This is a genomic window from Arthrobacter sp. PM3, assembly GCF_003352915.1.
Taxonomy (GTDB): Bacteria; Actinomycetota; Actinomycetes; order Actinomycetales; family Micrococcaceae; genus Arthrobacter.
Map to the genome: position 1 here is coordinate 2,600,928 of NZ_CP022314.1, position 23,609 is coordinate 2,624,536.

Genomic DNA, 23,609 nt, shown 5'->3' on the forward strand with positions numbered 1-23,609 from the left:
ACAGCCAGTGCACAACTGAGCAGCTCCCTCGCCAGGTCGGCGGTGACAGGGAGCTGCTCAGTCTTGAGCGGAGAAGTCGCCGCCGGGAAGGTCGCGTACTGGAACCCGGCGGCACAACTCGCGTTGTTGAATTGGGGTCAGGCTCCCTTTCGCTTCTCGGCGACGACGAGGGCGGTGACACGGGTCCGCTCTGCGCGGCCGTACGTCTCTTTGGTGAGCAGAATGCCGATCAGTCCGATGACGGCTGCCATCATATAAAGCAGTGAAGCTCCGGGCCAGCCAATCCAGCCGACGAGCAGAGCCGCAAGAAGTGGGGCGAACCCGCCGATCGCAGCGGCGACCTGATAGCCGAGCGAAGCGCCGGACGTGCGCGTCGAGGTGCCGAACTGTTCGGTGAGGAGCGAGCCCTGCACGCCGGTGAGCGAAGCGTGCACGATCCCGATGCCGAAGATGAACACGGCGATGACAAGTGCGGGTGTGCCGTCATTGGTGAGCAGGTACATCGGGAACGCGAACAGGATTGCCGCGAGGCAAGCCACAATGTAGATCGGCCGGCGGCCGACCTTGTCAGTGAGCGCCCCCATGGCGAATGTGACAACGATCGCCACGATGCTGGCCGCTGTGATGGAGCCGAGTGCTGTGGGGCGAATATCGGGGAAACGCTGGGAAAGGTAGCTGAGCAGGAACGTGGCCGTCGAGTAGTAGGCAAACGACTCCACCATGCGCAGGGCGATCACGCGGAGGATGCTGCGCCAGTCACGACGAAGGGTGGTGAGGAACGGGTTCTTTTCGATCTGTCCCTCCGCCTTGGCCGCCTCGAATTCGGGCGACTCCGACAACCGTGAACGCACGACCAGGGCAACGATGACGAGGACGGCACTGAAGAGGAACGGCACACGCCAAGCCCAGTCCCCTTCAAGGCGCGCGCAGATGAGGAACATGGCGCTGCAGAGTGCGATGCCGAGAGGGTTTCCGGCCTGAGGGATAGCCGCGTACATGCCACGGCGGTTCCATGGCGCATGCTCATATGTCATCGTGATGGCACCGCCCCATTCGGCTCCAAACGCGAGGCCCTGGATCATCCGGATGATGACCAAGAGCACCGGTGCAATGACACCGACCTGGGCGTAGGTGGGCAGAAGCCCGATGAGGCAGGTTGCGCCTCCCATCACCAGCATCGCGCCGACGAGAACCGGCTTGCGCCCGAACTTGTCGGCGAGATAGCCGCCCACTGCGCCGCCGAGGGGGCGCATGAGGAAGCCCACCGCGAGTGTGGCGAAGGCGAGGAGCGTGCCGATGAAACGGTCACTTTGGGGAAAGAAGGCGGCGCTGAAATACAGTGCGGAGGCGGTGCCGTAGGCGATGAAGTCGTAGTTCTCTACGCTCGTCCCCAGAGCGGCGGCGAATGCCGTCTTGTTGCGGTCTTTCGAGCCGAGCGCAGATTTCTGCGTCATCGGGGTTGTTGTCGTCACGGGTGGATCTCCTTTGATCTGTGCGGGCCTGTGTTCAGCCGGCCAATGCCGGCCGTAGGTTGTCGAGGGCGTTCAACTTTTCAACGCGGCGGCGGGTGTCGGCGTCGTCGTCGAATGTTGCGGTGAGGAACTGTTCCACGATGTCGTCGATGAAGGCGGGCGGAACCAGCCAGGCGCCCATGGCAAGGGCATTCGCGTCGTCGTGTTCGACCATTTGATGGGCGGAGTATGACTCGTTGGCAAGACCGCACCGGATGCCGGGAATCTTGTTGGCTGCCATGATGGCGCCGGCACCCGTTCCGCATACCAGGACGGCGCGGTCGGCGCTGCCGTCAAGCACGTGCGCGCAGGTCTCCTGCGTCACGTCGGGGAAATCGACGGGCTCCGTGCTGATGGCGCCTCGTTCGATCACGGTGTGCCCGAGTCGCTCAATGGCATCGATCACGCGCTGTTTGACGGGAAACCCGGCATGGTCTGCTCCTACGGCAACGATCATGCTGGAGTCCTTTCGGTCGGGGCGACGGGCAAAGCCACGACGTCGCCGATGTGGGGGATGGATGAGGATGCTCCCACGCGGGTGACGGCGAGAGCCCCGGCGGCGGCCGCGAGGCGGAGCCGTTCCCCCATCGGCAGTGCGGCATGCGCGGCAAGGTAGCCGACGACCGTGTCACCGGCAGCGGTCGTATCGACCGCTCGCACCTTTGGAGCAGCGACGCTGCCCGAGAGTCCGTCCGCGAAGAAGATCGCCCCGTCGGAGCCGAGCGTGCAGATGGCGTCGGCGTCCAGCGCGCGTGCGCATTCGGCCAGGAGAGCGCTTAGCGCGGAGCTGCCCGGGCCCTCCCCGGTGGCATCGATTCCGAGGATTCCACTGATCTGCTTGAGCTCGTGCTCATTGACGACGAGGAGGTCGATGTCGTGCACGCGATCCGCGGCCGCAGTGGGTGCCGGTGCGGCGTTCCAGATGACCTTAGCGCCAAGGGACTGTGCCAGGCGGGCAGCGGCACGGTTTGCCGCCGCCGGAACTTCGTTCTGCAGCACGAGGACATCACCGGTCGATATCGAGGCGAGGCCGGTCGCGGCCACATCCCCGTCGAGCAGATCATTGGCGCCCGAGAGGACGACGATGGAGTTCTCACCCGAGTCATCGACGAAGACGACCGCGCGGCCGGTCGCGACTCCGTGGCGCGTCGTGACCGAGTCGGTGTCGACGCCGCGCAAGGCGAGTGCCGCAAGCTGAGCGGCCCCTTCGGAATCATCACCGACCATTCCGATCATGCGAGTCACTGCGCCGGCGGCCGCGGCGGCGATGGCTTGATTGGCCCCCTTGCCGCCCGGCGACGCGCTCGCGGTCGAGGCGATGACTGTTTCTCCCGGAGTCGGGAGCGCCGTCATTCGGTAACTGGCGTCGGCATTGATGCTGCCGAAGACCATGACTGTTCCGTTCATTTCACCTCCTTGTAAAAGTTCCATGGAATCGTTTCCATGGAGTGGTGAGCCCAATATTGCACGACGGGCGGGGTTCGTGCAAGCGGCGCCCTCCCATCGAGCGGTCGATCAGTGAGGGCGGCCGTGCGACATCGCACCTCTCAAAAGGAGGTATACTCGGGAACGTTTCCATGAGGGAGTAGGTTTAGTGGCGACGATCAAAGATGTTGCAGCCCGGGCCGGCGTCGCGCTCGGAACGGCGTCGCGCGTGCTCTCGGGAAGCAGTCAGACCTCGGCAGATTCCCGCTCACGTGTGCTGACAGCCGCCGCGGAACTGAATTACATCGCCAACGGACCGGCACGCTCGCTACGTCGTTCCAAGACCAACGTGCTCGGCCTCCTTGTCTCAGACATCCGGAATCCCTTCTTTTCCGACCTTGCCCATGCCGCCGAGCAAGAGGCCGGAAGGCTCGGCTACACCGTGCTCCTTGCGAACGCCAACGAAGAGCAGGCCAAGGTTGATGACTACTTGCGCATTTTCGCTTCGCAGCGCATCGATGGACTTCTGCTGTCTCCACAGGGCGGGCAGTCGCCGCAACTTGAATTGCTTCGCGCGACGGGGCTACCACTGGTGCTCCTGAACCGCACCGTGGACGGTCTGGACGCACCGATGTTCGGGACCGACAACGCCGGGGGCGTCGCAAGTGTGCTCGACTGGCTGCAGCGGCGTGGGCACCGGGATGTCGCATATGTCGGTGGTCCGTCGACTATTTCCACCGGTGCCGAGCGCCTCGCCGCATACCGGGCGGGACGCGAATCCCATGGAATCAGCATGGACGAGGCGCTCATCGACGAGGGCGACTTCCTGCCCGGCGGCGCGGCGAAGGCGATGCACCGAATTCTCGACAGGGGCATGCGCCCAACCGCGGTGTTCGGTGCGAACGGCCCGACGACTTTGGGTGTAATTCGCGCGCTTCGACAACGCCTGGGCCCTGACTGGTCGGCGCACATCGCGGTCGTGTCCTTTGATGACCTCGACTGGTTCGAGTTCGCGTCGCCGCCAATCAGCGCGGTTCGAAATGACGCGGCAACCATCGGACGGCTCGGAGTTGCGGGGCTCGTCGACTTGATTAATGGGCGCAGCGTGGATTCGGTGCGAGTCCCGACCGAGTTCTTCGATCGCTCCGCGGGCATTTCGTGAATGCCGCTGCATTGTCCCAAGGTTGTTCCCGCAACGTCGCCGCGAAGCGCTGAAGGTCCACAGATGCGGCAGCCGGCCAGGGTGATTGCGGCCGCAGCGAGCGGGCCGAGGTCACTCTGGGACTAGGACTGCAAGGACTGCATCACCGACAGGTGCCCGGCCCGGTCCGCGATGAGGCACTTCGCCAGGTAGAACGGCCGGTTGGCGTGTTTGACGTACTGCGTCAGCACCAGGACCGGGTCCGAGGGCCGCAGGTCCAGCAGCTTCGCGCGGCTCGGGCCCACCTGGCTCAGGCTGATCTGGCACTCGCCCGGGCCGAGGCCCCGTCCCGCAGCCTTGTTGAGCGCGGCAAGCAGGGTGGTGCCGCCGTCGTCGTTAATTTCCAGCGGCGCGGCGGCACCGCCGGCGAACCGGACGGGGAGGGCGGAGATGTTTTCCTGCAGCTGGGCGATGGGCTCGCCGTCCCGGAGCAGGACGGACTCCCACAGCCAGCAATCCTCGCCGGGTTCGATTCCAACGCCGGGGGCCGCGAATTCGGAGGCCGGTTGCCGCACCACCTGGATGCGTTTGATTTCCACCTGCCGGCCGGGGCCGCCGAGGACTTCCTCGAAGGGCCGGATCCGTTCGATGCCGATGCGGGGGAGGGTGTCGGCGACGAACCGGCCGACGCCGCGGCGGGCCCGGATGAGGCCGTCCTCCTCGAGCAGCATGAGGGCCTCGCGGACCACGGTGCGGCTCACCTTCATGTCGGTGCCGAGTTCGGTCTCGGTGGGCAGCATGGAGCCGGGCTGCAGGACGTTGTTGCGGATGGCTTCGGCGATCCGGGAGTACACGGCAACCCTCAGCGGCGAGCCGGGCTGGGCCTCCACCGGCTGGGACAGGAACCGGACGGCGTCCTGGTGCACGTTATGCCTCGCTTAGCGTTTGTTCAGGGAATCCCAGCGTACCGCGGGTGTGACGCGTTTGTTGGACAAGCGGGCTTGAAGCTATGGCCCGGCGCCGAGGAGCCCGGCCTTGCCGGCCCCGTGCGTGCTGAAGACCCGGACTCCTGAAAGTGCGGGACAATGGAAGGCCCGACCACGAAAGCGGGCCACCTTGATTCGTCTCCAGCACGATGCCGACGGCGTCACCCGGCCGGGCCATGGAACTGAGTAGCGCCGGCCGTCTGGATCCGCTGCTGTATCCGTGGGACCCGCCTGCGGCCTCGGGTGTCATGGACGGCAATGAATTCCGGCCGCTCGAGCCTTCAGCCGGACTGGAGGAAGCCCTTGCCCAGGCCGGCGCGGCACCGCTGGAAGCCCGGTCCCTAGTGGTCTCCATCGGCTCGAATGCCAGCGCCGACGTGATGCGGCGGAAATTCGCCAACTACCACCAGCCTGTCAGCGCCGTCCTGCCGCTGGTCCGGGGGCAGCTCCACAACATCGCCGTCGGCCACTCCGCCCACGTGAGCAAGGCCGGGTACATCGCCGCCGCACCGTATCCGCTGCCGGGAGAGTGCACAGATGTCTGGCTGTCGTGGCTGGACGATGTCCAGCTGCTGGCCCTCGACGAAACGGAGCCCAACTATCGGCGGATCCAGCTCGACGGCGACGCCTGCCCGCTCTTGGCGGAGCACGGGCAGCGTCCGGAGGAGTTTGCGCTGTTCACCTCGCGCTGGGGCGTGCTGACCGACGGCGACGGCGGGAAGCTTCCCTTCCTCGACCAGCCTGCCCTCTTCGGGATCCTCGCCGGCAGCGGCACCGGGGACCTCCTGGAGGGGAAGTCCGTGTTCGACGGGCCGCCGGAGCGTGTTGCCGAGCAACTCGCGATACCCGCCGTCCAAGAATGGGCCAGAGAATGGTTCAGCTCGACCGGCCTCGCCGCACCCGTGGACTTCGACGGGTCTTGAGCGGGGTAGCTACCCTCTGGAATATCGCCGGGTGATTCCATCCAGCAATGAACGTTTGTGCAGGAGCGCTTGGAGATTTTCCCGGGCCGCTGCCGGTCAAAAAGGGTACTGGCCAGTAACTTCGGTACGAGCGGGAGCCTCAGGTCTGGACGGACCGGGCCCGCCCGCGGAGGCGTTTTTTGTGCACATCCGTGCAAATCCGTGGCCGCCGCAGGCCCCGTGCTGCCTACATTGGAGGAGCCGGGCACCCCCGGCTCACTCGCAGAACAGGGATTACTGCCGGCCCCGGGCCGCCGCCCGCTGACACGCGAACAAAGAGGTTTATATGTCACTGCTCACTAAAGTCCTGTCCGCCGCCGCCACTGCCGTCCTGGCCGGCTCCCTGGCCGCGGCCCCGGCCCACGCGGGAGCTGTGGAGGTTTCCCCGCCGGGGGCCAACGACTGGGCCTGCAAACCAAGCGCCGCGCATCCATACCCGGTGGTTCTGGTGCCGGGAACCTTCGAGAGCATGGACAAGAACTGGTCCACCCTCTCGCCCTACCTCAAGAGCGCCGGGTACTGCGTCTACGCCCTCAACTACGGCGAGACGAACGGCGTCTATGCCACGGCGCCGGTCGCCCAGTCGGCGCAGCAGCTCGCCCCGTTCGTGGACAAGGTCCGTGCCGCCACGGGCGCCAAGCAGGTGGACCTGGTCGGCCACAGCCAGGGCGGCATGATGCCCCGCTACTACATGGGCTTTCTCGGCGGCGCCAAGTATGTCCATCAGCTCGTCGGGATCGCGCCGTCCAACCACGGGACCCAGGGCGTGATCGTCCCCAAGCCGGGCGCCGTCGCCGATCCCAACTACACCGGCCTAGGCTGCGCCGCCTGCGCGGACCAGCAGGCGGGGTCGGCCTTCATGCAGAAGCTCAACTCGATCGGCGACACCGTGGCAGGCCCGGCCTATACCGTCATCTCCACGGTCCACGACGAAGTGGTGGTGCCCTACAACAGCCAGGCCCTCAACGGCCCGGCGCGGCAGGTCACCAACATCACCATCCAGGACAAGTGCCCGGCCGACGCCATCGAACACGACCAGACGCCCAACGACCCCGTGGTGCACCAGATCGTGGCCCACGCGCTGGGCAGGGTTTCCGGTCCAGCCGATCCGGCCTACCAGCCCAGCTGCGTGTAGCAGAGCTCGGGGGACGGGGCGTGGCTGACCTCGGTGGCCCAGAATCGGATCGACCGTGGTCTCAACCTTCGGGATAGCAGATGGCCAAGGCGGGGCTGCCTACTGGACCTGGACCGTCCGCCTCGGTAGCGTGCACCCATGCCCATCAAACTTGAGAACGTCGGCATCGCCGTCCGCGACCTCGAAGCGGCGATCGCCTTTTTCACCGATCTCGGACTCACGGTGGTCGGCCGTGACACGGTCAGCGGCGAGTGGACGGACACCGCCGTCGGCCTTGACGGCAACCACGCCAAGATTGCGATGCTCCAGACGCCGGACGGTCATGGCCGTCTGGAACTCTTCGAGTACATCCACCCCGACGCGATCGAGACCGAGCCCACGCGTCCCAATGAGATCGGCATGCACCGCGTCGCGTTCTCGGTCGACGACATCGACAAAGCCCTGGAGATCGCCGCGAAGCACGGCTGCCGTCCGCTTCGCGGCGTGGCGACGTATCAGGACATCTACAAGCTCACGTACCTGCGCGGCCCCAGCGGCATCCTGGTGATGCTCGCCGAGGAACTGAAGAAAAACTGAGGGCCGGACCCACGCCGGCCCTTGGGGCCAGTCAATGGTCGCTTTTCGGGCGCCCCGACCTGGTTACCGCCCGGCGATGTGCCCGGCCACGTATTCCGCGTCCGCACCGACCAGCGACAGCGTGGCCGACGCGTGCCGGGTCAGCCACGGCAGCCCGACGGCGTACAGGCCCGGGACCTCGGTGACGCCGCGGGTGTGGCGCGGGTAGTTCCACTCGTCCAGCACGGGCAGGTCCAGGAAGCCGAAGTCCAGGCCGTAGCCGGTGCACCAAATGACGGAGGTGACGCCCTCGGCGTCGAGGTCGAGGCGGGCCCCGGAGCCCGCCGGCAGCCAGTCGTCCGCGGGCGCCGGCTCTGCAGGGGGCGCGTCGATGCCGGCCGCGGCGATATACGCGTCCGCCAGGCGCCCCATCCGCTGCCCGAACCCGGCCTCCACCAGCGCCAGGCGTGCGGGGAGGTCGTCGCTGAAGGTGAGGACGCCGTCGTCCGTTCCCTCGAAGCGGCCGTGCAGGCGGACGCCGCGGCGGCCGAGCTCCCGGATGTGGATGCTGTGGCCGCCGTCGTTGCCGGAGATCAGCGGGTTGCACAGGAACCGCGCCGCGGGGGAGGGGAGCTGCTCCACCTGGAAGCCGGTGATGCCGTGCTCCGGCCCGTGCAGGTTGACCTGCAGGATCCAGTAAAAGGTGTCCTGGCCGCGGTAGCGCCGCGGCGCCTCGGGGCAGGACGAGACCGAGAGGTGCACCTGGCGGCCGGCGGCGAGCAGGTCCTCGGTGATCTGCCCGCCCGACTGCCCGGTCCCCACCACCAGCACCGCGCCGTCGGGCAGCTGCGCCGGGTTGCGGTAGTCGTGGCTGTGCAGCTGGCGGATGTGCGCGGGGATCGTGGCGGACGACGGCGGGATCCGCGGCCGCTGGAACGCCCCGTTCGCCAGGACGACGTTCCGGGCCCGCCAGCTTCCGTGATTGGTGTCGACGGCGAAGCCAGGTGTATCGGCGAAGCCGCCTTTGCCCTCCGTGACCCGGGTGACCTCCGTGCCGAGCCGCACCGGTGCCGCGATGCGTTGGGCGTAGTCGCGGAACAGGTCGATCACCTCGTCGCGGGGCAGGAACGCGTCCGGCTCCGGGCCGTCGTACGTCGGGCCCGGGAGCAGGAAGGCGAAGTTGGGCGTGTTCAGGTAGAAGGAGTCCCACCGGTCCTGCCAGGCTCCGCCGAGCTCCGGCCGCTGCTCCAGCAGCAGATGGTCGACGCCGTGCCGGCTCAGCCAGTAGCTCGTGGCCAGGCCGGCCTGCCCCGCGCCGATCACGAGGGTGTCAATTCTTTGCGATGCCTGGCGTGGGGCGGTTTCTTCGGCGGACAGCATGGCTAACTCCTGACCGTCCGGGTTCCTGGCGCTTTGGCTGGCACCCTGCGCGGATGCTTGCCTTCCCGGACTCGCTCGCTTCCGCGGTCTGCCTGCCGCTTCTGCCGCAGCTGACGGGCCGGGCCGGACTTGTTGGCAGGATATGCCCGCAGCGTCGCCGCGTACAGGTCCCCTGGCGTGGCGGGGGAGTTTCAGCACTTCGACCGGCAATGGGGCCTTTTTAGCCTTGCCGATCTTTCAAGCCCCACGGTACGCTCTGTTGCCTCGGCCGATCGACAGGCCGGCAAATGTGCACGCAGCCAACTCTGGGGGGTGGCAGTCAGGGCATGGCCCGTACTGTTATTGGCGTGCGGTCTCCTTGGTGGCGCCATCAATGAAGAAGCCCGGCTTCTGACTGGATGGAGAGAAAACATGAGTACAAGAATGCGGCGCCTCGCGCCTGCGGCAATGCTTGCGGCCCTGATGATGGCGGGGGCACAGCCAGCTTCCGCGGCCAGTTTCCCAACCTCAGACCCCCTTCCCGGATGCCAGGGGTTCGACATTACGGTGAGCGGGGTTAAGGGAAATCAGGCGGTGAAGGTGACCAGGGAGAAGAACGGGTTCATTCGCACGGTCGCAGGCGGCGACGGTTTCATCCTTACCTTTACAAACGTGAAAACAGGCAAGGCCATCACAGTGCCGACCAACGGGTCCGTGACGCACACGTTGGCCCCGAAGCCTCCCGCCACGGGAACGACGACGTTCACCTTGACGGGTCAAAACGTGTTTATCTACTTCCCGACAGATACCGGCGGAGCCCGCACGATTCTGTACACGGGCAAGGCCGTCATCACCAACGACGCGAACGGAAAATCGACGTTCCAGAGCGCCTCAGGGACGCAACGGAATCTGTGCGACGCCCTGGCCTAAGGCGCCCCACCTCGGACTGACGCTTCGTTGCAGGCTGCCGCCCGGGTGGCGGCCTGCAACGGCGACAGGCCAAGCCGCGCGGGGCGCACGGCTACTCCTTCCCGGCGCTCGCGTTGGGTTTGGTCGCCTTCAGTGCTTTTGGCGGCAGCGCGGCGACGTGCTCGAACGCCTTCTCCACCCACGCCCGGGCACGCGCCTGATCGCCGTCGCCCTCGGCGTTCCAGACCTCCGGCAGGCCGGTGTAGCCGCCCATGGGCCGCTCGGCCGGGCCGAACGGGACGGTCCGCTCGGTGCCTTCCAGCTCCTCTTTATCCGCCTCGGCGAGCTTCACGCCGATTGTGGGGCCGAACAGGCCGGCGAACATGTTCCCGTGCACGAACGCCCCGAGGTTCCCGAACATCGGCTTGACGACCACCTCGGGATGGTCGGGCAGCACCGAGCGGAAGTGTTCCTTGTCGGCGTCGGACGCTTTGGGCATTTCCATGGGGCTCCCTCCGGCAACTGCGCTGGTCACGGGTCTTCCTGCAGGATATGCCCGCGGCCGGGCGCGGTACAGGTGCCGCTGTTTCCCCGGTGCGCGCGGGATCACGGCGCGTTAGTGCACTCTACGAGCCGCCGTCCTCGGGCCCCTCGGGCCCCTCGAGCCCCTCGGGCCACTCGGGCCACTGGTCAGCCAGCGCGGTCTCAAGCAACCGGTCGAAGCTGCTGATTCCGTAATCGGGCGGGGTGGCCGCGAGGACCACCTGCGTCGTGACCGCGTCTATTTCCGGATTGGGGTTCTTCTTCGGCTGCGGCGGGGGCTCCCGAAGGACTCTCAGGTCCAGGCCCGACACGCCGTTGACGGAGAGGGGGAGGCTCGTTCCCTTGACCAGCAGCAGCCGGAACTCTTTGGCGGAAAGTTGGTGCGGCTCGGCTGCGGTGAGTTCCAGCAGGACCGCGTTTGCCGTCGCGGTCAGCCCCTGCAGAAACGCCCGCTCACGCGAGCTCTTGCCCAGGATGACCAGTGCGCTGAACGTGGTGGCGAAGACCCCGACGAACAGCGCCGTGGCGCCCGGGTCCCGGAGCCCGGGTAAGAAGAGCATCAGGATCAGGCAAAGGACGAATGCGATGACGGAAAATCCGACGAACATGGGCCCGGCGCCGCCGGCCGGCCTGCCGGTCCATTCCTGGGAAGTGAAGCTGCAGAGTTCCCGCTGCTCGGTGCGTGGAGTTGGCATGGTCAGTTCCCCTTCACTTCCAGCAGGGCTTCGGCCAGAAGGATTGCTTCCCGCGCCTCCCGGAGGGTTGCCTGCAGCCCGGTGTCGGGAAACCCCGGCCCGATGCTTTCCGCGCCCATCGACAGATCAGCTGCGAGCCTAGTGAGCTTCTCCCGCTCCTGCGCAAGCATCCGGGACGAGGACAGTTTGACCTTGCTCTTCTCCAGTTCGAAGAGTGAGGTGTTGATCTGGTCCCGGCGCGCCCGGATCGCGGTGCAGACGTCCTGAACGCGCTGCGTGCGGCTGCTGAAGAGCCGCTCCATCTTGACGGCAACGTCATGGAGATCGCTCAAAGTGCCGGAGGGCGGCGCCTGCCGGTTCGCGGACTGGCGGGCAAGGAGTTGACTGACGCGTGAGAGCCGCTGTCCCCACAGCTCAGAACCCGCACGGTTCTGGTCAACGAGCAGTTCCGCTGCGCCAAGTGCCTTACTCAAGGCATCCAGCCGCGGGGCGAGATTCCCGGCCGCCGCGTCCAGGCGCCCGATGAATTCGGCGTAGTTATCGAGCGGCGGAACTGCTGCGTCGTCCCGGGGTGGAAGCGCAAGTCCACGGGGCGGGACCGCGCGCGGTTCGGAGCCGGAGGCAGGTGCGTCCTCGCCCATGATCAGCCATCCCTATCCATGACCCGTCCAAGGCAGCCTCGAGCCGCCCACGAATCCCCCACGGGGCAGGCGCATCCATGCATCTGCCTGTGAATGCCAATTCTAGAACTCGGGGCAGACGTTGTCTGCGGGGCGGGGTGGTAAGTCACCACGCAAATCTCCTGTAGTGTGGAGACCGTTGTTGTGTTTATGCAGTTCGTAGTTCAGGCAGTACGCGCGGTCGAAAGTCCGTGTTCTTCTGAAGCAGCGGTTTTGAGCACCCCACACCGGAGGACCCGAAAGTCGGGACTTTTCCTCCACCTTCACGAAGGACAAAAATAATGGCTACTGGCACCGTCAAATGGTTTAACGCTGAAAAGGGCTTCGGCTTCATCTCCCCGGACGACTCCTCGCAGGACGTTTTCGCGCACTACTCCGCGATCAACTCCTCCGGCTTCCGCTCCCTCGAAGAGAACCAGAAGGTCTCCTTCGACGTCGAGCAGGGCCCCAAGGGTCCCCAGGCAACCAACATCCAGGGCCTCTAATTTCCTAGAGAACCGGGACCGTTAGGTTTCGAGCAGGGCCCGTCCTCGGACGGGCCCTGCTTTTTTGTTTAACACGCGTGTGCTGCCTGAGGTGCCCTCAACCGCCAGGTTCCAGTTCGAGTTCGACGTCGACCTCGTCTCCGGCGCGGATGTGCGCCGCCGTCCTGATCGCCTTTTTCACGGGCAGGAGGTATGAGCCGCTCCGGCTGTCCGGGAAGAGCGAAGTGGACCAGCGCTGCCTGGCGATGGACGCCGTCACCTTCACGGAACCGAAGGCCTTGGCGAACGGGGCGGCGGCGTCCCCGAGCTCGTCGGCCAGGTCCCGGGGCAGCGTGATGAAGTGCCACCCGGATGCTTCGGGGTAGTGCCACAGCTCCCCGCGGAAGGAGTACGAGGTCCTCACCCGTTGAGTATGGCAGCCGCAGGGTGGCCGCGTCTCCGGCCTATCCGCGCAGCGGCCACGGACGCCACAGGCCGTCCAACTCCCGCAGCCGGATCTCTGCCGCGTGGAGGCGGGTGGCGGGGACCAGGCCGGGGTGCTTACGGCGTCGGCATGCCGCCGTTGACGTTCAGCGTCTCGCCGATCACGTAGCTGGACTCGGAGGAGGCCAGGAACACGTAAGCCGGCGCCAGTTCGGCCGGCTGGCCGGCGCGGCCCAGCGGGGTATCCTTGCCGAACTCCGGCAGGTCCTCGGGGAGCTGGCCCCCGCTGGGCTGCAGCGGGGTCCAGATGGGGCCGGGTGCCACGGCGTTGACGCGGATGCCCTTCGGCGCCAGCTGCTGGGCCAGGCCCTTGGTGAAGTTGTTGATCGCGCCCTTGGTGGAGGCGTAATCCACGAGTGTCTCCGAGGGGCTGTATGCCTGGATGGAGGTGGTGTTGATGATGCTCGGCCCGGCCGGCAGGTGCGGCAGGGCCGCCCTGGTTAGCCAGAACATCGCGTACACGTTGGTCTTGTACGTGTGGTCGAACTGCACGTCCTCGATGTCGGCCAGCGCCTTCTGCGCCACCTGCTTGCCGGCATTGTTGACCAGGATGTCCAGGCCGCCGAGCTCCCGCACCGCGGTCTCGACCAGCTCGCGGCACACCGACGAATCCTTCAGGTCACCGGGGACCTTGACCGCCTTGCGGCCGGCCTTTTCGATCAGGTTGGCGATCCGGGCGGCGTCCTCTTCCTCCTCCGGGAGGTAGGACATGACGACGTCGGCCCCCTCGCGGGCGAACGCGATGGCCGTCGCGGCGCCGATCCCGGAGTCCGCGCCGGTGACGAGCGCCTTGCGGCCCTCCAGCCGGCCGGTGCCGCGGTAGGTGTCCTCGCCAAGGTCCGCCTTGGGCGTCATTTTGGCGTCCAGGCCGGGTTCCGGCTGGCTCTGCTCCGGCGGCTCAATCTGCTCGTACGCCGTGACGGGGTTAGTTCGACGGGGGAGTGCGCGCAACGCGGGCGTGCCGCGGCTGAATCAGGGGGCCGGCGCGGGTCGATCGGCTGCGGCAATCAGCGCCGCGCTGGCGGCCCGGATCGCAGTCAGGCTGTCGCCCAGGCCGCCGAGGACGATGCCGGCGTCGGCCGCCTGCAGCGCGGAGCCGGGGGTGGCGAGCCCGTCGGCGCGGAGGCTGACCAGGGACTCCACCAGCCGGAACGCCAGGTCCCCGACCTGCCCGGCGCCGCTCCAGCCGTTCCCCGGCAGGCGGGAGCCCAGGCGCTGATACAGGCCGCGGAGCTCCCTCCTGTCCGCCATGAAGCTGCCGAACCGGTCGCTGCGCGCCTCCGGCAGGTTGTAGAGCACCCCGAGGTTCCAACGTGCGTTGCACAGCTGCGTTCCGTCATAGAGGGCGACGGCGTGGAGCCGCGCCGCCGCTGCCGGGACGGCGCCGCCGCTGGTGCGGTCGCCGTCGCCGTCGCTGTCCGCGGACACGGCGCGGGCAAACGCGAGCCCGCCCGCCACCGTGCCGGCCAGCAGGACCTCGAGGATGTCGTCCTTGGTGCCGAAGTGGTGGTACAGGGACGACTGGCGGATCCCGACGGCCTCCGCGATGGAGCGGGTTGAGGTGTTGGCGTACCCCTGCGTGGTGAACAGTTCGGCGGCGGCGTCGAGGATTTCGTCGCGGGCCGTGGCTCCCGGTCGGGAGGGTTGCTGTTTGCGGGGGCGCCCGGGGCCGGTTGGAGTCACGGCTTCATTGTTGCACCCCGGCGGGACGCTCCCCGCCCGCCCGGAGAACGGTGAGGTGCGAGAAATGTGGCGGAAATAAACCGTCAATCAGCCTTTTACACAGGGGAAACCAGTTCGGATTCTTCGACTGAAAAACTATCAATCGACCGGTATTCTGCAGTGTCGAGCCAGGGGCTGCACATGACCGGAACGCATGAACCCCCACGACGTTCCAGCCCCGGAGATTCCGATGACATCCACCGTTCTTCCCTCGTCCGCGCAGACGGACGACGCAGACCTCACGTCGCTTGGCTACGAGCCGTCCCTGCACCGCAAGCTCGGCCGCTACGCCTCGTTCGCGGCAGGCTTCTCCTTCGTGTCCATCCTGACCACCATCTTCCAGCTTTTCGCCTTCGGCTACTCCTTTGCCGGCCCGGCGTTCTTCTGGACCTGGCCGGTGGTGCTGGTCGGCCAGCTGCTGGTGGCCCTGAACTTCGCCGAACTCGCCGCCCGCTACCCGCTCTCCGGCGCCGTGTACCAGTGGGCCCGCCGGGTGGGCGGTGAAACGGTCGGCTGGTTCGCGGGCTGGTTCATGGCCCTGGCCCAGGTGGTGACCGCCGCCGCGGCCGCCATCGCCCTGCAGGTGGTCCTGCCCCAGCTGTGGGAGGGATTCCAGCTGGTCGGCGGCGACCCGGCGCTGAACACCACCACCGGTGCCGCGAACGCCGTCGTCCTCGGAGCCATCCTGCTGGTGGTCACCACGGTGATCAACTCGCTGGGCGTCAAGCTGATGGCCCACGTGAACTCGGTCGGTGTGACCTGCGAAATCGTCGGTGTCGCCGCCGTCATCCTGGCCCTCATCACGGCAGCCCAGCGCGGACCGGACGTCGTCATGGACACCACCGTCCTGCAGGGAACCGACCTGGGCCCGGTGGGCGCATTCCTGGTCTCGGGCCTCATGGCCGCCTACGTGATGGTGGGGTTCAACTCCGCCGGTGAGCTCTCCGAAGAGACCAAGTCCCCGCGCCGCACCGCACCCCGGACCATCCTGTCCGCCCTGATCATTTCCGGCATCGGCGGCGCGCTGATGATTCTGACCGCGCTGATGGCCGCCCCCAGCCTCGACGACGGCCGGCTCGCCACCGAGGGCCTGCCCTACGTGCTGACCGCCGTCCTGGGCACCTTCTGGGGCAAAGTCCTGCTGGTGGATGTGGCTGTGGCGATCTTCGTCTGCACCCTCGCCATCCAGACCGCCGGGTCCCGCCTGGTGTTCTCCATGGCCCGCGACGGCAAACTCCCCGGCTCGGCCCTGCTGTCCTCGGTCCACCCCACCCGCGGCACCCCGATGTGGCCCTCCATCGCGATCGGCGCGCTGGCCGTGGGCGTGCTCGCCATCAATGTCGGGAACGCCGCGCTTTTCACCACGCTCTGCAGCGTCTGCATCGTCATGGTGTACCTGGCCTACCTCCTGGTCACCGTGCCCCAGCTGATCAACCGCCTGCGGGGCGACTGGGACCGGGTGGGCCAGACCATGCCGGCCGGGCTGTTCTCCCTGGGCCGGTGGGGCCTGCCGGTCAACATCCTTGCGGTGCTCTACGGCGCCGTGATGGTGGTCAACCTCGCCTGGCCCCGGCCCGAGGTCTACGACCCCTCCGGCGAAAACGGACTCCTCCTGTGGTCCGCTCCGCTGATGGTGGGCGCCGTGCTCGTCGTCGGCCTCTGGGTCCGGCGCACCAGCGCCCGCGCCTGACACCCTGACCCGCCGGCCTTCCGGCCGCTGCCCTCTGACCGACGCCGCTTCCGCCGCCCACTCCAGGATTGACATGACACAGACCACCGAAACACCAGCCACCACCGCCACGTCCACTACAGCAGGGGCCCGGGCGCACGCCCGGGAGCAGCACGGCCGCACCGCGGACACCATGCGCCACGTCCCCGCCTCCTCCGCCCCGGCACGGCTCACCGCCAGCCTGGCCGTCGCCGGGGACCGCCTGACCTGGGCCGAATCCGTCGCCTTCGGCCGCTACACCGCCCTGCCCCTGGCCCGGGGCACCCGGCTCCGCCTCACCGACACCGACGGCGACGCGTGCGTCCACGTGCTGCTCTACCGCACCGGGATGCTGCACGAACGGCTCAACGTGGCGGACACCGTCAAGGTCCCGTGGCAGGCCTACCCCACCACGGGACACCCGCTGCTGTCCGACGCCGGCCGGTTGATGGCCACGATCGTGGCCGACACGTCCGCACGCCACGACGCCCTGACCGGCACCACCACGCTGGCCGGAAACACCGCCCGCTACGGCGCCGGATCCGCCCACAGCAGCTCGCCCGCCGGGCGCGAACTGCTGACCCTGGCCGCCCTGAAGCAGGGACTCGGCGCCCGGGACGTGGCGCCGTCGCTCTCCCTGTTCAAAGGGATCACGGTTTACCCGGACGGCGGCATCCGCTTCACCGGCAGCGCCGGCGCCGGTGCCGCCGTCGAGATCCTGCTCCAGATGGACACCGTGGTGCTCCTGGCGAACACCGCCCACCCGCTGGACCCGCGACCGGACTTCACCGGAACCGCCGTCGACGTCGTCGCCTGGCACGCGCCCGGGGAACTTCGCCGGCTGGAGGAGGGGACCGTGACCGGGCCCCTGACCCCTGAACACCGGCAGGCACTGAACAACACCGAACACGACCTCACCGCAAGGAACGCACGATGACCTCCACCACCGAAACCCGCACACCTGCCAGCGCGAGCGACACAGCGCTCGCCGCCGGCGCCGTCGTCCTCGATGAATACGTCCAGGCGCGCGGACCCTGGTCCGCCGTCGTCGCCGCCGGTGACGTCCTGACCATCGTGGACCTGGAAGGCAACCAGGCGGTGGACTGCCTGCTCTACGCCGCCGACGACACCGACGTGCGCTACTCCGCCGCTGTCACCATCGCCGGGCAGCGCTCGATCGTGCTGACCACCGGGTCCGTGCTCCGGTCCGACGCCGGCGTGCCGCTGATGACCGTGGTGGCGGACGAGGTGGGCGTGCACGACACCATCGGCGGGGCCTGCTCGCAGGAATCCAACACCCTGCGCTACGGCCAGCACACCCGCGAACAGCACGCCTGCGTGGAGAACTTCCTGATCGAGGGATCCCGCTGGGGGCTCGGCAAGCGCGACCTCGTCTCCAACATCAACTGGTTCATGAACGTTCCGGTCGACCCGGACGGCGCTCTCGGCATTGTCGACGGCCTCTCCGCCCCCGGCAAGCGGGTGGCGCTCCGGGCCGAGGTGGACACCCTGGTGCTGGTCTCCAACTGCCCGCAGATCAACAACCCCTGCAACGGGTTCAACCCCACGCCCGTCCGCATGATCGTCACCCGCCCGGAGGCCGCCCAGTGAACCGCATCGACACGCCACTGTTCGACACCCTGCTCGTCGCCAACCGCGGCGAAATCGCCTGCCGCATCATCGACACCGCGCGGAAGATCGGCCTGCGGACCGTGGCCGTGTTCTCCGAGGCCGACCGCGGCGCCCGCCACGTCAAACTGGCCGATGAGGCCGTGCTGCTGGGTCCTGCCCCGGCCAAGGACTCCTACCTGCGGGTCGATGCCCTGCTGGCGGCGGCCGCCGCCACCGGAGCCGGCGCCATCCACCCCGGCTACGGCTTCCTCTCCGAAGACGCAGGCTTCGCCGAGGCCGTGGAGGCCGCCGGACTGGTTTTCGTGGGCCCCACCCCGGACCAGCTCCGGATCTTCGGCACCAAGCACACCGCCCGGGACGCCGCGCAGGCCGCGGGCGTGCCCATGATCGCCGGATCCGGCCTGCTGCCGGACGCCGACGCCGCCGTGCTGGCCGCCCGGGACATCGGGTTCCCGCTCATGCTGAAGGCCACCGGCGGCGGCGGCGGCATCGGGATGACCGTGTGCCGCACCGAGGACGAACTCACCGGCGGTTACGAGCGGGTGGCGCGCCTCGCCGGTGCGAGCTTCAGCACCGCCGGCGTTTTCGCCGAGCGCTATGTCGAACACGCTCGGCACGTGGAAGTGCAGATCTTCGGCGACGGCGAAGGCCGGGTAGTGAGCCTCGGCGACCGTGACTGCTCGCTGCAGCGCCGGCACCAGAAAGTGCTGGAGGAAGCGCCCGCCCCGGACTTGCCCGCGGCGCTCCGGGATGAACTGCACCGCAGTTCGCGGGCGCTGTGCGCGTCCCTGAACTATCGCTCGGCCGGAACCGTCGAGTTCGTCTACGACCCCGCCCGCCAGGAAGCGTCCTTCCTGGAGGTCAACGCCCGGCTCCAGGTGGAGCACCCCGTCACCGAAGCCGTCACGGGCGTGGACCTCGTCGAGTGGATGCTCCGGCTGGCCCAGGGCGGCACCGAGGCCGCCGGCGTGCTGGCCGGACGCCCGGACGGCATCCCCGTCTCCGGCCACGCCGTCGAGGCCCGCCTGTACGCCGAGGACCCGGCCCGCAACTTCCAGCCGAGCTCGGGCACCGTCACCAACGCCGCCTACCCCGGAACCGACGCCGCCCGCGTGGATGCCTGGGTGGAAACCGGCAGCGAGGTGTCCACCAACTACGACCCCCTGCTGGCCAAGATCATCACCACCGGCACGGACCGCGGCCAGGCCTTCGACCGGCTCGGCACCGCCCTGAAGACCACCCGGATCGACGGCATCGAAACCAACCTCGGGATGCTCCGGGCCGTTACCGCTTTGGACGTGGTCCGCGATGCCGCCCACTCCACCGGCACCCTGAACGACCTCGGCGATCCGGAGCCCCGGATCACCGTGGAGCGTCCCGGGCTGCAGACCTCGGTCCAGGACTGGCCCGGCCGGGCCGGCCTGTGGCAGGTCGGCGTGCCGCCGAGCGGCCCGATGGATGACCTCTCCTTCCGCCTGGGCAACCAGGCCCTGGGCAACGACGAAGGCGCGCCCGGGCTCGAGTTCACCATGACCGGGCCCAGCCTGCACTTCACTCATGCCACCACCGTGTGCGTGGCCGGCGCCCCCACCACGCTCACCATCGACGGCGCCGACGTGCCGGCCTGGGAACCGGTGACCGTACCCGCGGGCGGCACGCTCGACGTCGGCACCGCCGAAGGGGCCGGCCTCCGCGGCTACATCCTGTTCCAGGGCGGGCTCGACATTCCGCAGTACCTGGGCAGCGCGTCCACCTTCACCCTGGGCCAGTTCGGCGGCCACGGCGGCCGGGTGCTCCGGGCCGGAGACGTGCTGCGGGCCGCCGCCCCGGACACCGGGTCGACGCCGCAGCTTCCCGGCCCTGCCGGTGCCGTTCCACTGGACAGCAGGCCGGTCCTGACCTCCGCGTGGGAGCTGACCGTGGTGGAGGGCCCGCACGGCGCCCCCGAATTCTTCCGGCGCGAGGACATCGAGGAGCTCTACGCCGCCAGCTACGAGGTGCACTTCAACTCCGCCCGCACCGGGGTCCGCCTCATCGGCCCCAAACCGCGCTGGGCCCGCACCGACGGCGGCGAGGCCGGACTGCACCCGTCCAACATTCACGACACCGCCTATTCGGTGGGTGCCCTGGACTTCACCGGCGACACCCCGATCCTGCTCGGCCCGGACGGTCCCAGCCTGGGCGGCTTCGTCTGCCCCGTGACGGTGGTGACGGCCGACCGCTGGAAGCTGGGGCAGCTCCGTCCCGGCGACACCGTCCGGTTCGTGCCCGTGGAAGCCGGCCGGGCGCCGTCGGCCACGGACCTCGGACCCGGACGGCAGCTGGTGCTGCCGGGGGATGCCGGCTGGTCCCGGACCGGAGGAACCGCCAATTCCGCCGGCGGCGCGAACACTGCCGGCGGAGTCCGGCGCGGCGACGGCGACGACGGCGTGCTGGGCCGGGTGCCGGAAGGCCCCGGACGGCCCGCGGTCACCTACCGCCGCTCCGGCGATGACAACCTGCTGGTGGAGTACGGCGCCATGGTCCTGGACCTCAGCCTGCGGGCCCGCGTGCACGCCCTGCACCAGCACCTGCAGGAACTCCGCATGCCGGGGATTGCCGACCTCACCCCGGGGATCCGGTCGCTGCAGATCAAGATCGACCCGGCTGTGCTCACCGTCCCCCGACTCCTGGGCCTGGTGCAGGAGATCGAAGCCGCCCTGCCGGCCAGCTCGGAGCTCGTGGTGCCCAGCCGCACGGTCCGGCTGCCGCTGTCCTGGGATGATCCGGCCACCCGCGAGGCCATCCAGCGGTACATGGCCGGTGTCCGGGACGACGCCCCCTGGTGCCCGTGGAACATCGAATTCATCCGGCGCATCAACGGCCTGGAGTCCGTAAACGATGTCTTCGACACGGTCTTCAACGCCGAATACCTGGTCCTGGGACTCGGCGACGTGTACCTGGGCGCCCCGGTGGCCACACCCCTGGATCCCCGCCACCGGCTGGTCACCACCAAGTACAACCCGGCCCGGACCTGGACGCCGGAAAACGCCGTCGGAATCGGCGGAGCCTACATGTGCATCTACGGCATGGAAGGACCCGGCGGCTACCAGTTCGTGGGCCGGACCACCCAGGTGTGGTCGCGCTACGCGGACTCCGCGCCGTTCGAACCCGGATCGCCCTGGCTCCTGCGCTTCTTCGACCGCATCTCCTGGTACCCGGTCAGCCCCGACGAGCTGCTGGACCTCCGGGCGGACATGGCAGCGGGCCGGGGGCGCGGCGTCGAGATCGAGGACGGGACCTTCTCGCTCGCCGACCACGAGGACTTCCTGGCCCGGAACAGCGGGTCCATCGCGGCGTTCCGCGAGCAGCAGGCGGCGGCGTTCGCCGTCGAACGGCAGGCCTGGGCCGACGCCGGCGAGTTCGACCGCGCCGACGCCGCGGCCGCCGTCGTGCCCGACGCCGACGAGCTCGTGGTGCCCGACGGCGCCACCCTGGTGGCCGCCCCCTTCGCCGCCAGCGTCTGGAAGGTGGACGTCGCCCCGGGCGACGAGGTGGTGAAGGGCCAGCCACTCGTCTCCCTGGAGGCGATGAAGATGGAAACCGTGCTGGCCGCCCCGTTCGACGGCGTGGTGCAGCAGGTGCTGCCCGTGGCCGGGTCGCAGGTGGTGGGCGGCGAGGCGCTGGTGGTCCTCGGCCCGCCTACGGACGAATTCGACGGACAACCCGAGACCAAGGAACTGGACGGTGCGGCAGCATGAAATCAGCGAATGCCGGCGCGGCGGCGCGCGTGCGGGCGGCGCTGGCCGCCATCGAGGCTGCGGGCCGGCCCGAAATCTGGATCACCGTCCGGGCCGCGGACGCGCTGCTGGCCGACGCGGCCGCCGTTGACCAAGCGGTGGCCGCGGGCGGAGACCTGCCCCTGGCCGGGCTCCTGCTCGCCGTGAAGAACAACGTGGACGTGGCAGGGATCGACACCACGGCGGCGTGCCCCGGCTATGCCTACACGCCGGAGCACGACGCCGAGGCGGTGGCCCGGCTGCGGGCCGCCGGCGCGGTGGTTCTGGGGGCCACCAACCTGGACCAGTTCGCCACCGGCCTGGTGGGAACCCGCAGCCCGCACGGCGTCGTCCGCGACGCGCGCCGCCCGGAGTTCATCTCCGGCGGTTCCAGCTCCGGCTCCGCGGTGGCCGTAGCCCTGGGGCTGGCCGACATCGCCATCGGCACGGACACCGCCGGATCCGGCCGCGTCCCCGCCGGGCTTCAGGGAATTGTCGGCATCAAGGCCACGCTGAACGTCGTGTCCACCGCCGGGGTAGTCCCGGCGTGCCGCTCCTGGGACGCGGTGACCATTTTCGCGCGGGACCTCGGCACGGCCGAGCTCGCCATGGGCGCCATGGCCGGCGGGGCCCGCCCGTGGCCCGCCGACGCCCGGCTGGCCGCACCCGCCCGGCCCCGCGTCGCTTACCCATCCAGCCTGCCGGAACTCCCGCCGGCCTGGGCTGCCGAGTTCGGCCGGCAGATCGCCAGGCTCCAGGCCGCCGGCGTGGAGGCCGAGCCGATCGGGTTCGACGTGTTCCTGGAGGCCGCGCGCCTGCTGTACGACGGCGGACTGGTTGCCGAGCGGTACGCCGCCGTCGGCGCCTTCGTCGACGCGGCGTCGTCGGAGGGTGCAGGGAATCCTGCCGGGAATCCTGCGGGGCTGGACCCGACCGTCGCCGGGATCGTCAGGGCTGCCGGCCAGGTGCCCGCGCACCAGTATGTTGCGGACACCGGGCGGCTGGAGGGCCTCAAGCGGCAGGCCATGGAACGCCTGGACGGGTTCGACGCCCTGGTGGTGCCCACCGCGCCGTTCCACCCGGGCCTGGAAGAGGTCGCTGCCGACCCCGTGGGCGTGAACTCGCGGATGGGCACGTATACGAACTTCTGCAACCTGTTCGACCTCTCCGCTGTGGCCGTGCCGGCGGGAGAGGTGGACGGAGCCCAGTTCGGGCTCACCGTCGTGGGGCGCACGTTCGACGACGCGGTGGTGGCGGACATCGCCCGCAGGATCGAAACCCCGGCCGTGCCGCCGGTGCTGTTCGCGGCCGGAGCCGCCCCGGCACGGCAGCGGCCGGCGGGGGAGCCGTGGCCGGTCCGCGCCGGAGCGTCCTGCGTGCCCCTGGTAGTGGTGGGGGCCCACCGCAAGGGCCAGCCGCTGGCCCACCAGCTCGAAACGCTGGGTGCCTTCTGGGACGGGCCCGTGCGCACGGCGCCCCGCTACCGGATGGTCTCGCTGGACACCCAGCCGCCCAAGCCGGGGGTATACCGCTCGGACGACGGCGCCGAACTGGTGGCCGAGCGGTGGCTTCTCTCGGAAGCGGCGCTGGGAAAGTTCCTCGCGGCGTTGCCCGAGCCGATGCTGCTGGGATCCGTGCGCCTAAACGACGGCTCCAGCGCGGTCGGCTTTGCCTGCGACGCCGTTGCCGCGGCGACCGGGACGGACATCACCGAGTACCGCGACTGGCTGGCTGCGCCCGCTGCCGTGGGCGGCCGGGGATCCCGGACAAGCCTGGCCGACGCGCTCCTGGTCGGCCTCACGCGAGGGCTGCAGCCCGGTATCAGGCGTCCGTAGCGGCGCACCCGTCGCCGCAGGGGGAACGATCGAAAGGAACGGACATGCTCAACCTGAAGAAGTGGTGGTCCATGTTCACGTCTGC

22 protein-coding genes are annotated in these 23,609 nt (G+C 68.8%); 11 read left to right on the forward strand and 11 right to left on the reverse strand.

Annotated features, from left to right (window positions below; all coding sequences use genetic code 11):
- Positions 1-137: 137 nt before the first annotated feature.
- From CFN17_RS11875 to CFN17_RS11885, 3 genes are read right to left on the reverse strand one after another with little or no spacing between them, the layout of a single operon-like run.
- The gene (locus tag CFN17_RS11875) at positions 138-1,472 is read right to left on the reverse strand and encodes an MFS transporter (protein ID WP_261792177.1); all 1,335 of its coding nucleotides are present in this window, start codon (positions 1,470-1,472) and stop codon (positions 138-140) included.
- A gap of 34 nt (positions 1,473-1,506) precedes the next feature.
- Positions 1,507-1,968, reverse strand: a complete 462-nt coding sequence (locus CFN17_RS11880) for an RpiB/LacA/LacB family sugar-phosphate isomerase (RefSeq protein ID WP_208747903.1) — start codon at positions 1,966-1,968, stop codon at positions 1,507-1,509.
- Positions 1,965-2,918 carry a PfkB family carbohydrate kinase gene (locus CFN17_RS11885; RefSeq protein WP_208747904.1) on the reverse strand — a complete coding sequence of 318 codons (954 nt, stop codon included), beginning with the start codon at positions 2,916-2,918 and terminating at the stop codon, positions 1,965-1,967. Before CFN17_RS11885 ends, CFN17_RS11880 begins: the two co-directional genes overlap by 4 nt.
- Before the next feature lie 187 nt (positions 2,919-3,105).
- Here CFN17_RS11885 and CFN17_RS11890 point away from each other — a divergent pair, with 187 nt between their 5' ends.
- Entirely contained in the window at positions 3,106-4,098 is a 993-nt protein-coding gene (locus CFN17_RS11890; RefSeq protein WP_208747905.1) for a LacI family DNA-binding transcriptional regulator, read from the forward strand.
- Between the two features lie 122 nt (positions 4,099-4,220).
- Here CFN17_RS11890 and CFN17_RS11895 read toward each other — a convergent pair whose 3' ends face one another.
- Complete coding sequence (locus CFN17_RS11895) at positions 4,221-5,003, reverse strand: GntR family transcriptional regulator (RefSeq protein WP_208747906.1); 783 nt, start codon at positions 5,001-5,003, stop codon at positions 4,221-4,223.
- 236 nt (positions 5,004-5,239) lie between these two features.
- Between CFN17_RS11895 and CFN17_RS11900 the strand changes: the two genes are divergently transcribed.
- The 3 genes from CFN17_RS11900 to CFN17_RS11910 all read left to right on the forward strand — a co-directional run bounded on the left by CFN17_RS11900 (position 5,240) and on the right by CFN17_RS11910 (position 7,736).
- On the forward strand, positions 5,240-5,986 hold the full coding sequence (locus tag CFN17_RS11900) for a hypothetical protein (protein ID WP_208747907.1): 747 nt from the start codon (positions 5,240-5,242) through the stop codon (positions 5,984-5,986).
- 325 nt (positions 5,987-6,311) lie between these two features.
- On the forward strand, positions 6,312-7,160 hold the full coding sequence (locus CFN17_RS11905; RefSeq protein WP_208747908.1) for a triacylglycerol lipase: 849 nt from the start codon (positions 6,312-6,314) through the stop codon (positions 7,158-7,160).
- Between the two features lie 138 nt (positions 7,161-7,298).
- Positions 7,299-7,736 carry a VOC family protein gene (locus CFN17_RS11910; RefSeq protein WP_208747909.1) on the forward strand — a complete coding sequence of 146 codons (438 nt, stop codon included), beginning with the start codon at positions 7,299-7,301 and terminating at the stop codon, positions 7,734-7,736.
- A 63-nt stretch (positions 7,737-7,799) separates the two neighbouring features.
- On the opposite strand, the gene CFN17_RS11915 is transcribed toward CFN17_RS11910, so the two are convergent.
- Complete coding sequence (locus CFN17_RS11915; RefSeq protein ID WP_208747910.1) at positions 7,800-9,095, reverse strand: NAD(P)/FAD-dependent oxidoreductase; 1,296 nt, start codon at positions 9,093-9,095, stop codon at positions 7,800-7,802.
- Positions 9,096-9,506: 411 nt separating this feature from the next.
- Here CFN17_RS11915 and CFN17_RS11920 point away from each other — a divergent pair, with 411 nt between their 5' ends.
- Entirely contained in the window at positions 9,507-10,004 is a 498-nt protein-coding gene (locus tag CFN17_RS11920) for a hypothetical protein (protein ID WP_208747911.1), read from the forward strand.
- A gap of 91 nt (positions 10,005-10,095) precedes the next feature.
- On the opposite strand, the gene CFN17_RS11925 is transcribed toward CFN17_RS11920, so the two are convergent.
- The 3 genes from CFN17_RS11925 to CFN17_RS11935 form a co-directional block, all read right to left on the reverse strand.
- Positions 10,096-10,488 (reverse strand): TfoX/Sxy family protein, encoded by a 393-nt coding sequence (locus CFN17_RS11925; RefSeq protein WP_208751464.1) that lies wholly within the window; start codon positions 10,486-10,488, stop codon positions 10,096-10,098.
- A gap of 121 nt (positions 10,489-10,609) precedes the next feature.
- Positions 10,610-11,221 (reverse strand): hypothetical protein, encoded by a 612-nt coding sequence (locus tag CFN17_RS11930; RefSeq protein WP_208747912.1) that lies wholly within the window; start codon positions 11,219-11,221, stop codon positions 10,610-10,612.
- Between the two features lie 2 nt (positions 11,222-11,223).
- The gene (locus CFN17_RS11935; RefSeq protein WP_208747913.1) at positions 11,224-11,862 is read right to left on the reverse strand and encodes a hypothetical protein; all 639 of its coding nucleotides are present in this window, start codon (positions 11,860-11,862) and stop codon (positions 11,224-11,226) included.
- A 320-nt stretch (positions 11,863-12,182) separates the two neighbouring features.
- Here CFN17_RS11935 and CFN17_RS11940 point away from each other — a divergent pair, with 320 nt between their 5' ends.
- Entirely contained in the window at positions 12,183-12,386 is a 204-nt protein-coding gene (locus tag CFN17_RS11940; RefSeq protein ID WP_208747914.1) for a cold-shock protein, read from the forward strand.
- Positions 12,387-12,483: 97 nt separating this feature from the next.
- Here CFN17_RS11940 and CFN17_RS11945 read toward each other — a convergent pair whose 3' ends face one another.
- From CFN17_RS11945 to CFN17_RS11955, 3 genes are all read right to left on the reverse strand, one after another.
- Positions 12,484-12,789, reverse strand: coding sequence for a DUF1905 domain-containing protein (locus CFN17_RS11945; RefSeq protein WP_208747915.1), 306 nt, complete (start codon positions 12,787-12,789; stop codon positions 12,484-12,486).
- Positions 12,790-12,926: 137 nt separating this feature from the next.
- The gene (locus tag CFN17_RS11950) at positions 12,927-13,820 is read right to left on the reverse strand and encodes a glucose 1-dehydrogenase (RefSeq protein ID WP_261792178.1); all 894 of its coding nucleotides are present in this window, start codon (positions 13,818-13,820) and stop codon (positions 12,927-12,929) included.
- A 21-nt stretch (positions 13,821-13,841) separates the two neighbouring features.
- Positions 13,842-14,552 carry a TetR/AcrR family transcriptional regulator gene (locus CFN17_RS11955; RefSeq protein ID WP_208747917.1) on the reverse strand — a complete coding sequence of 237 codons (711 nt, stop codon included), beginning with the start codon at positions 14,550-14,552 and terminating at the stop codon, positions 13,842-13,844.
- A 229-nt stretch (positions 14,553-14,781) separates the two neighbouring features.
- Between CFN17_RS11955 and CFN17_RS11960 the strand changes: the two genes are divergently transcribed.
- From CFN17_RS11960 to atzF, 5 genes are all read left to right on the forward strand, one after another.
- Complete coding sequence (locus CFN17_RS11960; RefSeq protein WP_208747918.1) at positions 14,782-16,281, forward strand: amino acid permease; 1,500 nt, start codon at positions 14,782-14,784, stop codon at positions 16,279-16,281.
- Between the two features lie 73 nt (positions 16,282-16,354).
- Positions 16,355-17,236 (forward strand): urea amidolyase associated protein UAAP1, encoded by an 882-nt coding sequence (locus CFN17_RS11965; protein WP_208747919.1) that lies wholly within the window; start codon positions 16,355-16,357, stop codon positions 17,234-17,236.
- Positions 17,233-17,910 (forward strand): urea amidolyase associated protein UAAP2, encoded by a 678-nt coding sequence (locus tag CFN17_RS11970; RefSeq protein ID WP_208747920.1) that lies wholly within the window; start codon positions 17,233-17,235, stop codon positions 17,908-17,910. Before CFN17_RS11965 ends, CFN17_RS11970 begins: the two co-directional genes overlap by 4 nt.
- Positions 17,907-21,671, forward strand: coding sequence for an urea carboxylase (gene uca / locus CFN17_RS11975; RefSeq protein WP_222612630.1), 3,765 nt, complete (start codon positions 17,907-17,909; stop codon positions 21,669-21,671). Before CFN17_RS11970 ends, uca begins: the two co-directional genes overlap by 4 nt.
- Positions 21,668-23,524: an allophanate hydrolase gene (atzF, locus tag CFN17_RS11980; RefSeq protein ID WP_208747921.1), complete on the forward strand. Its 1,857-nt coding sequence runs from the start codon at positions 21,668-21,670 to the stop codon at positions 23,522-23,524. The genes uca and atzF overlap by 4 nt, the downstream gene beginning before the upstream one ends.
- Positions 23,525-23,609: the final 85 nt, after the last annotated feature.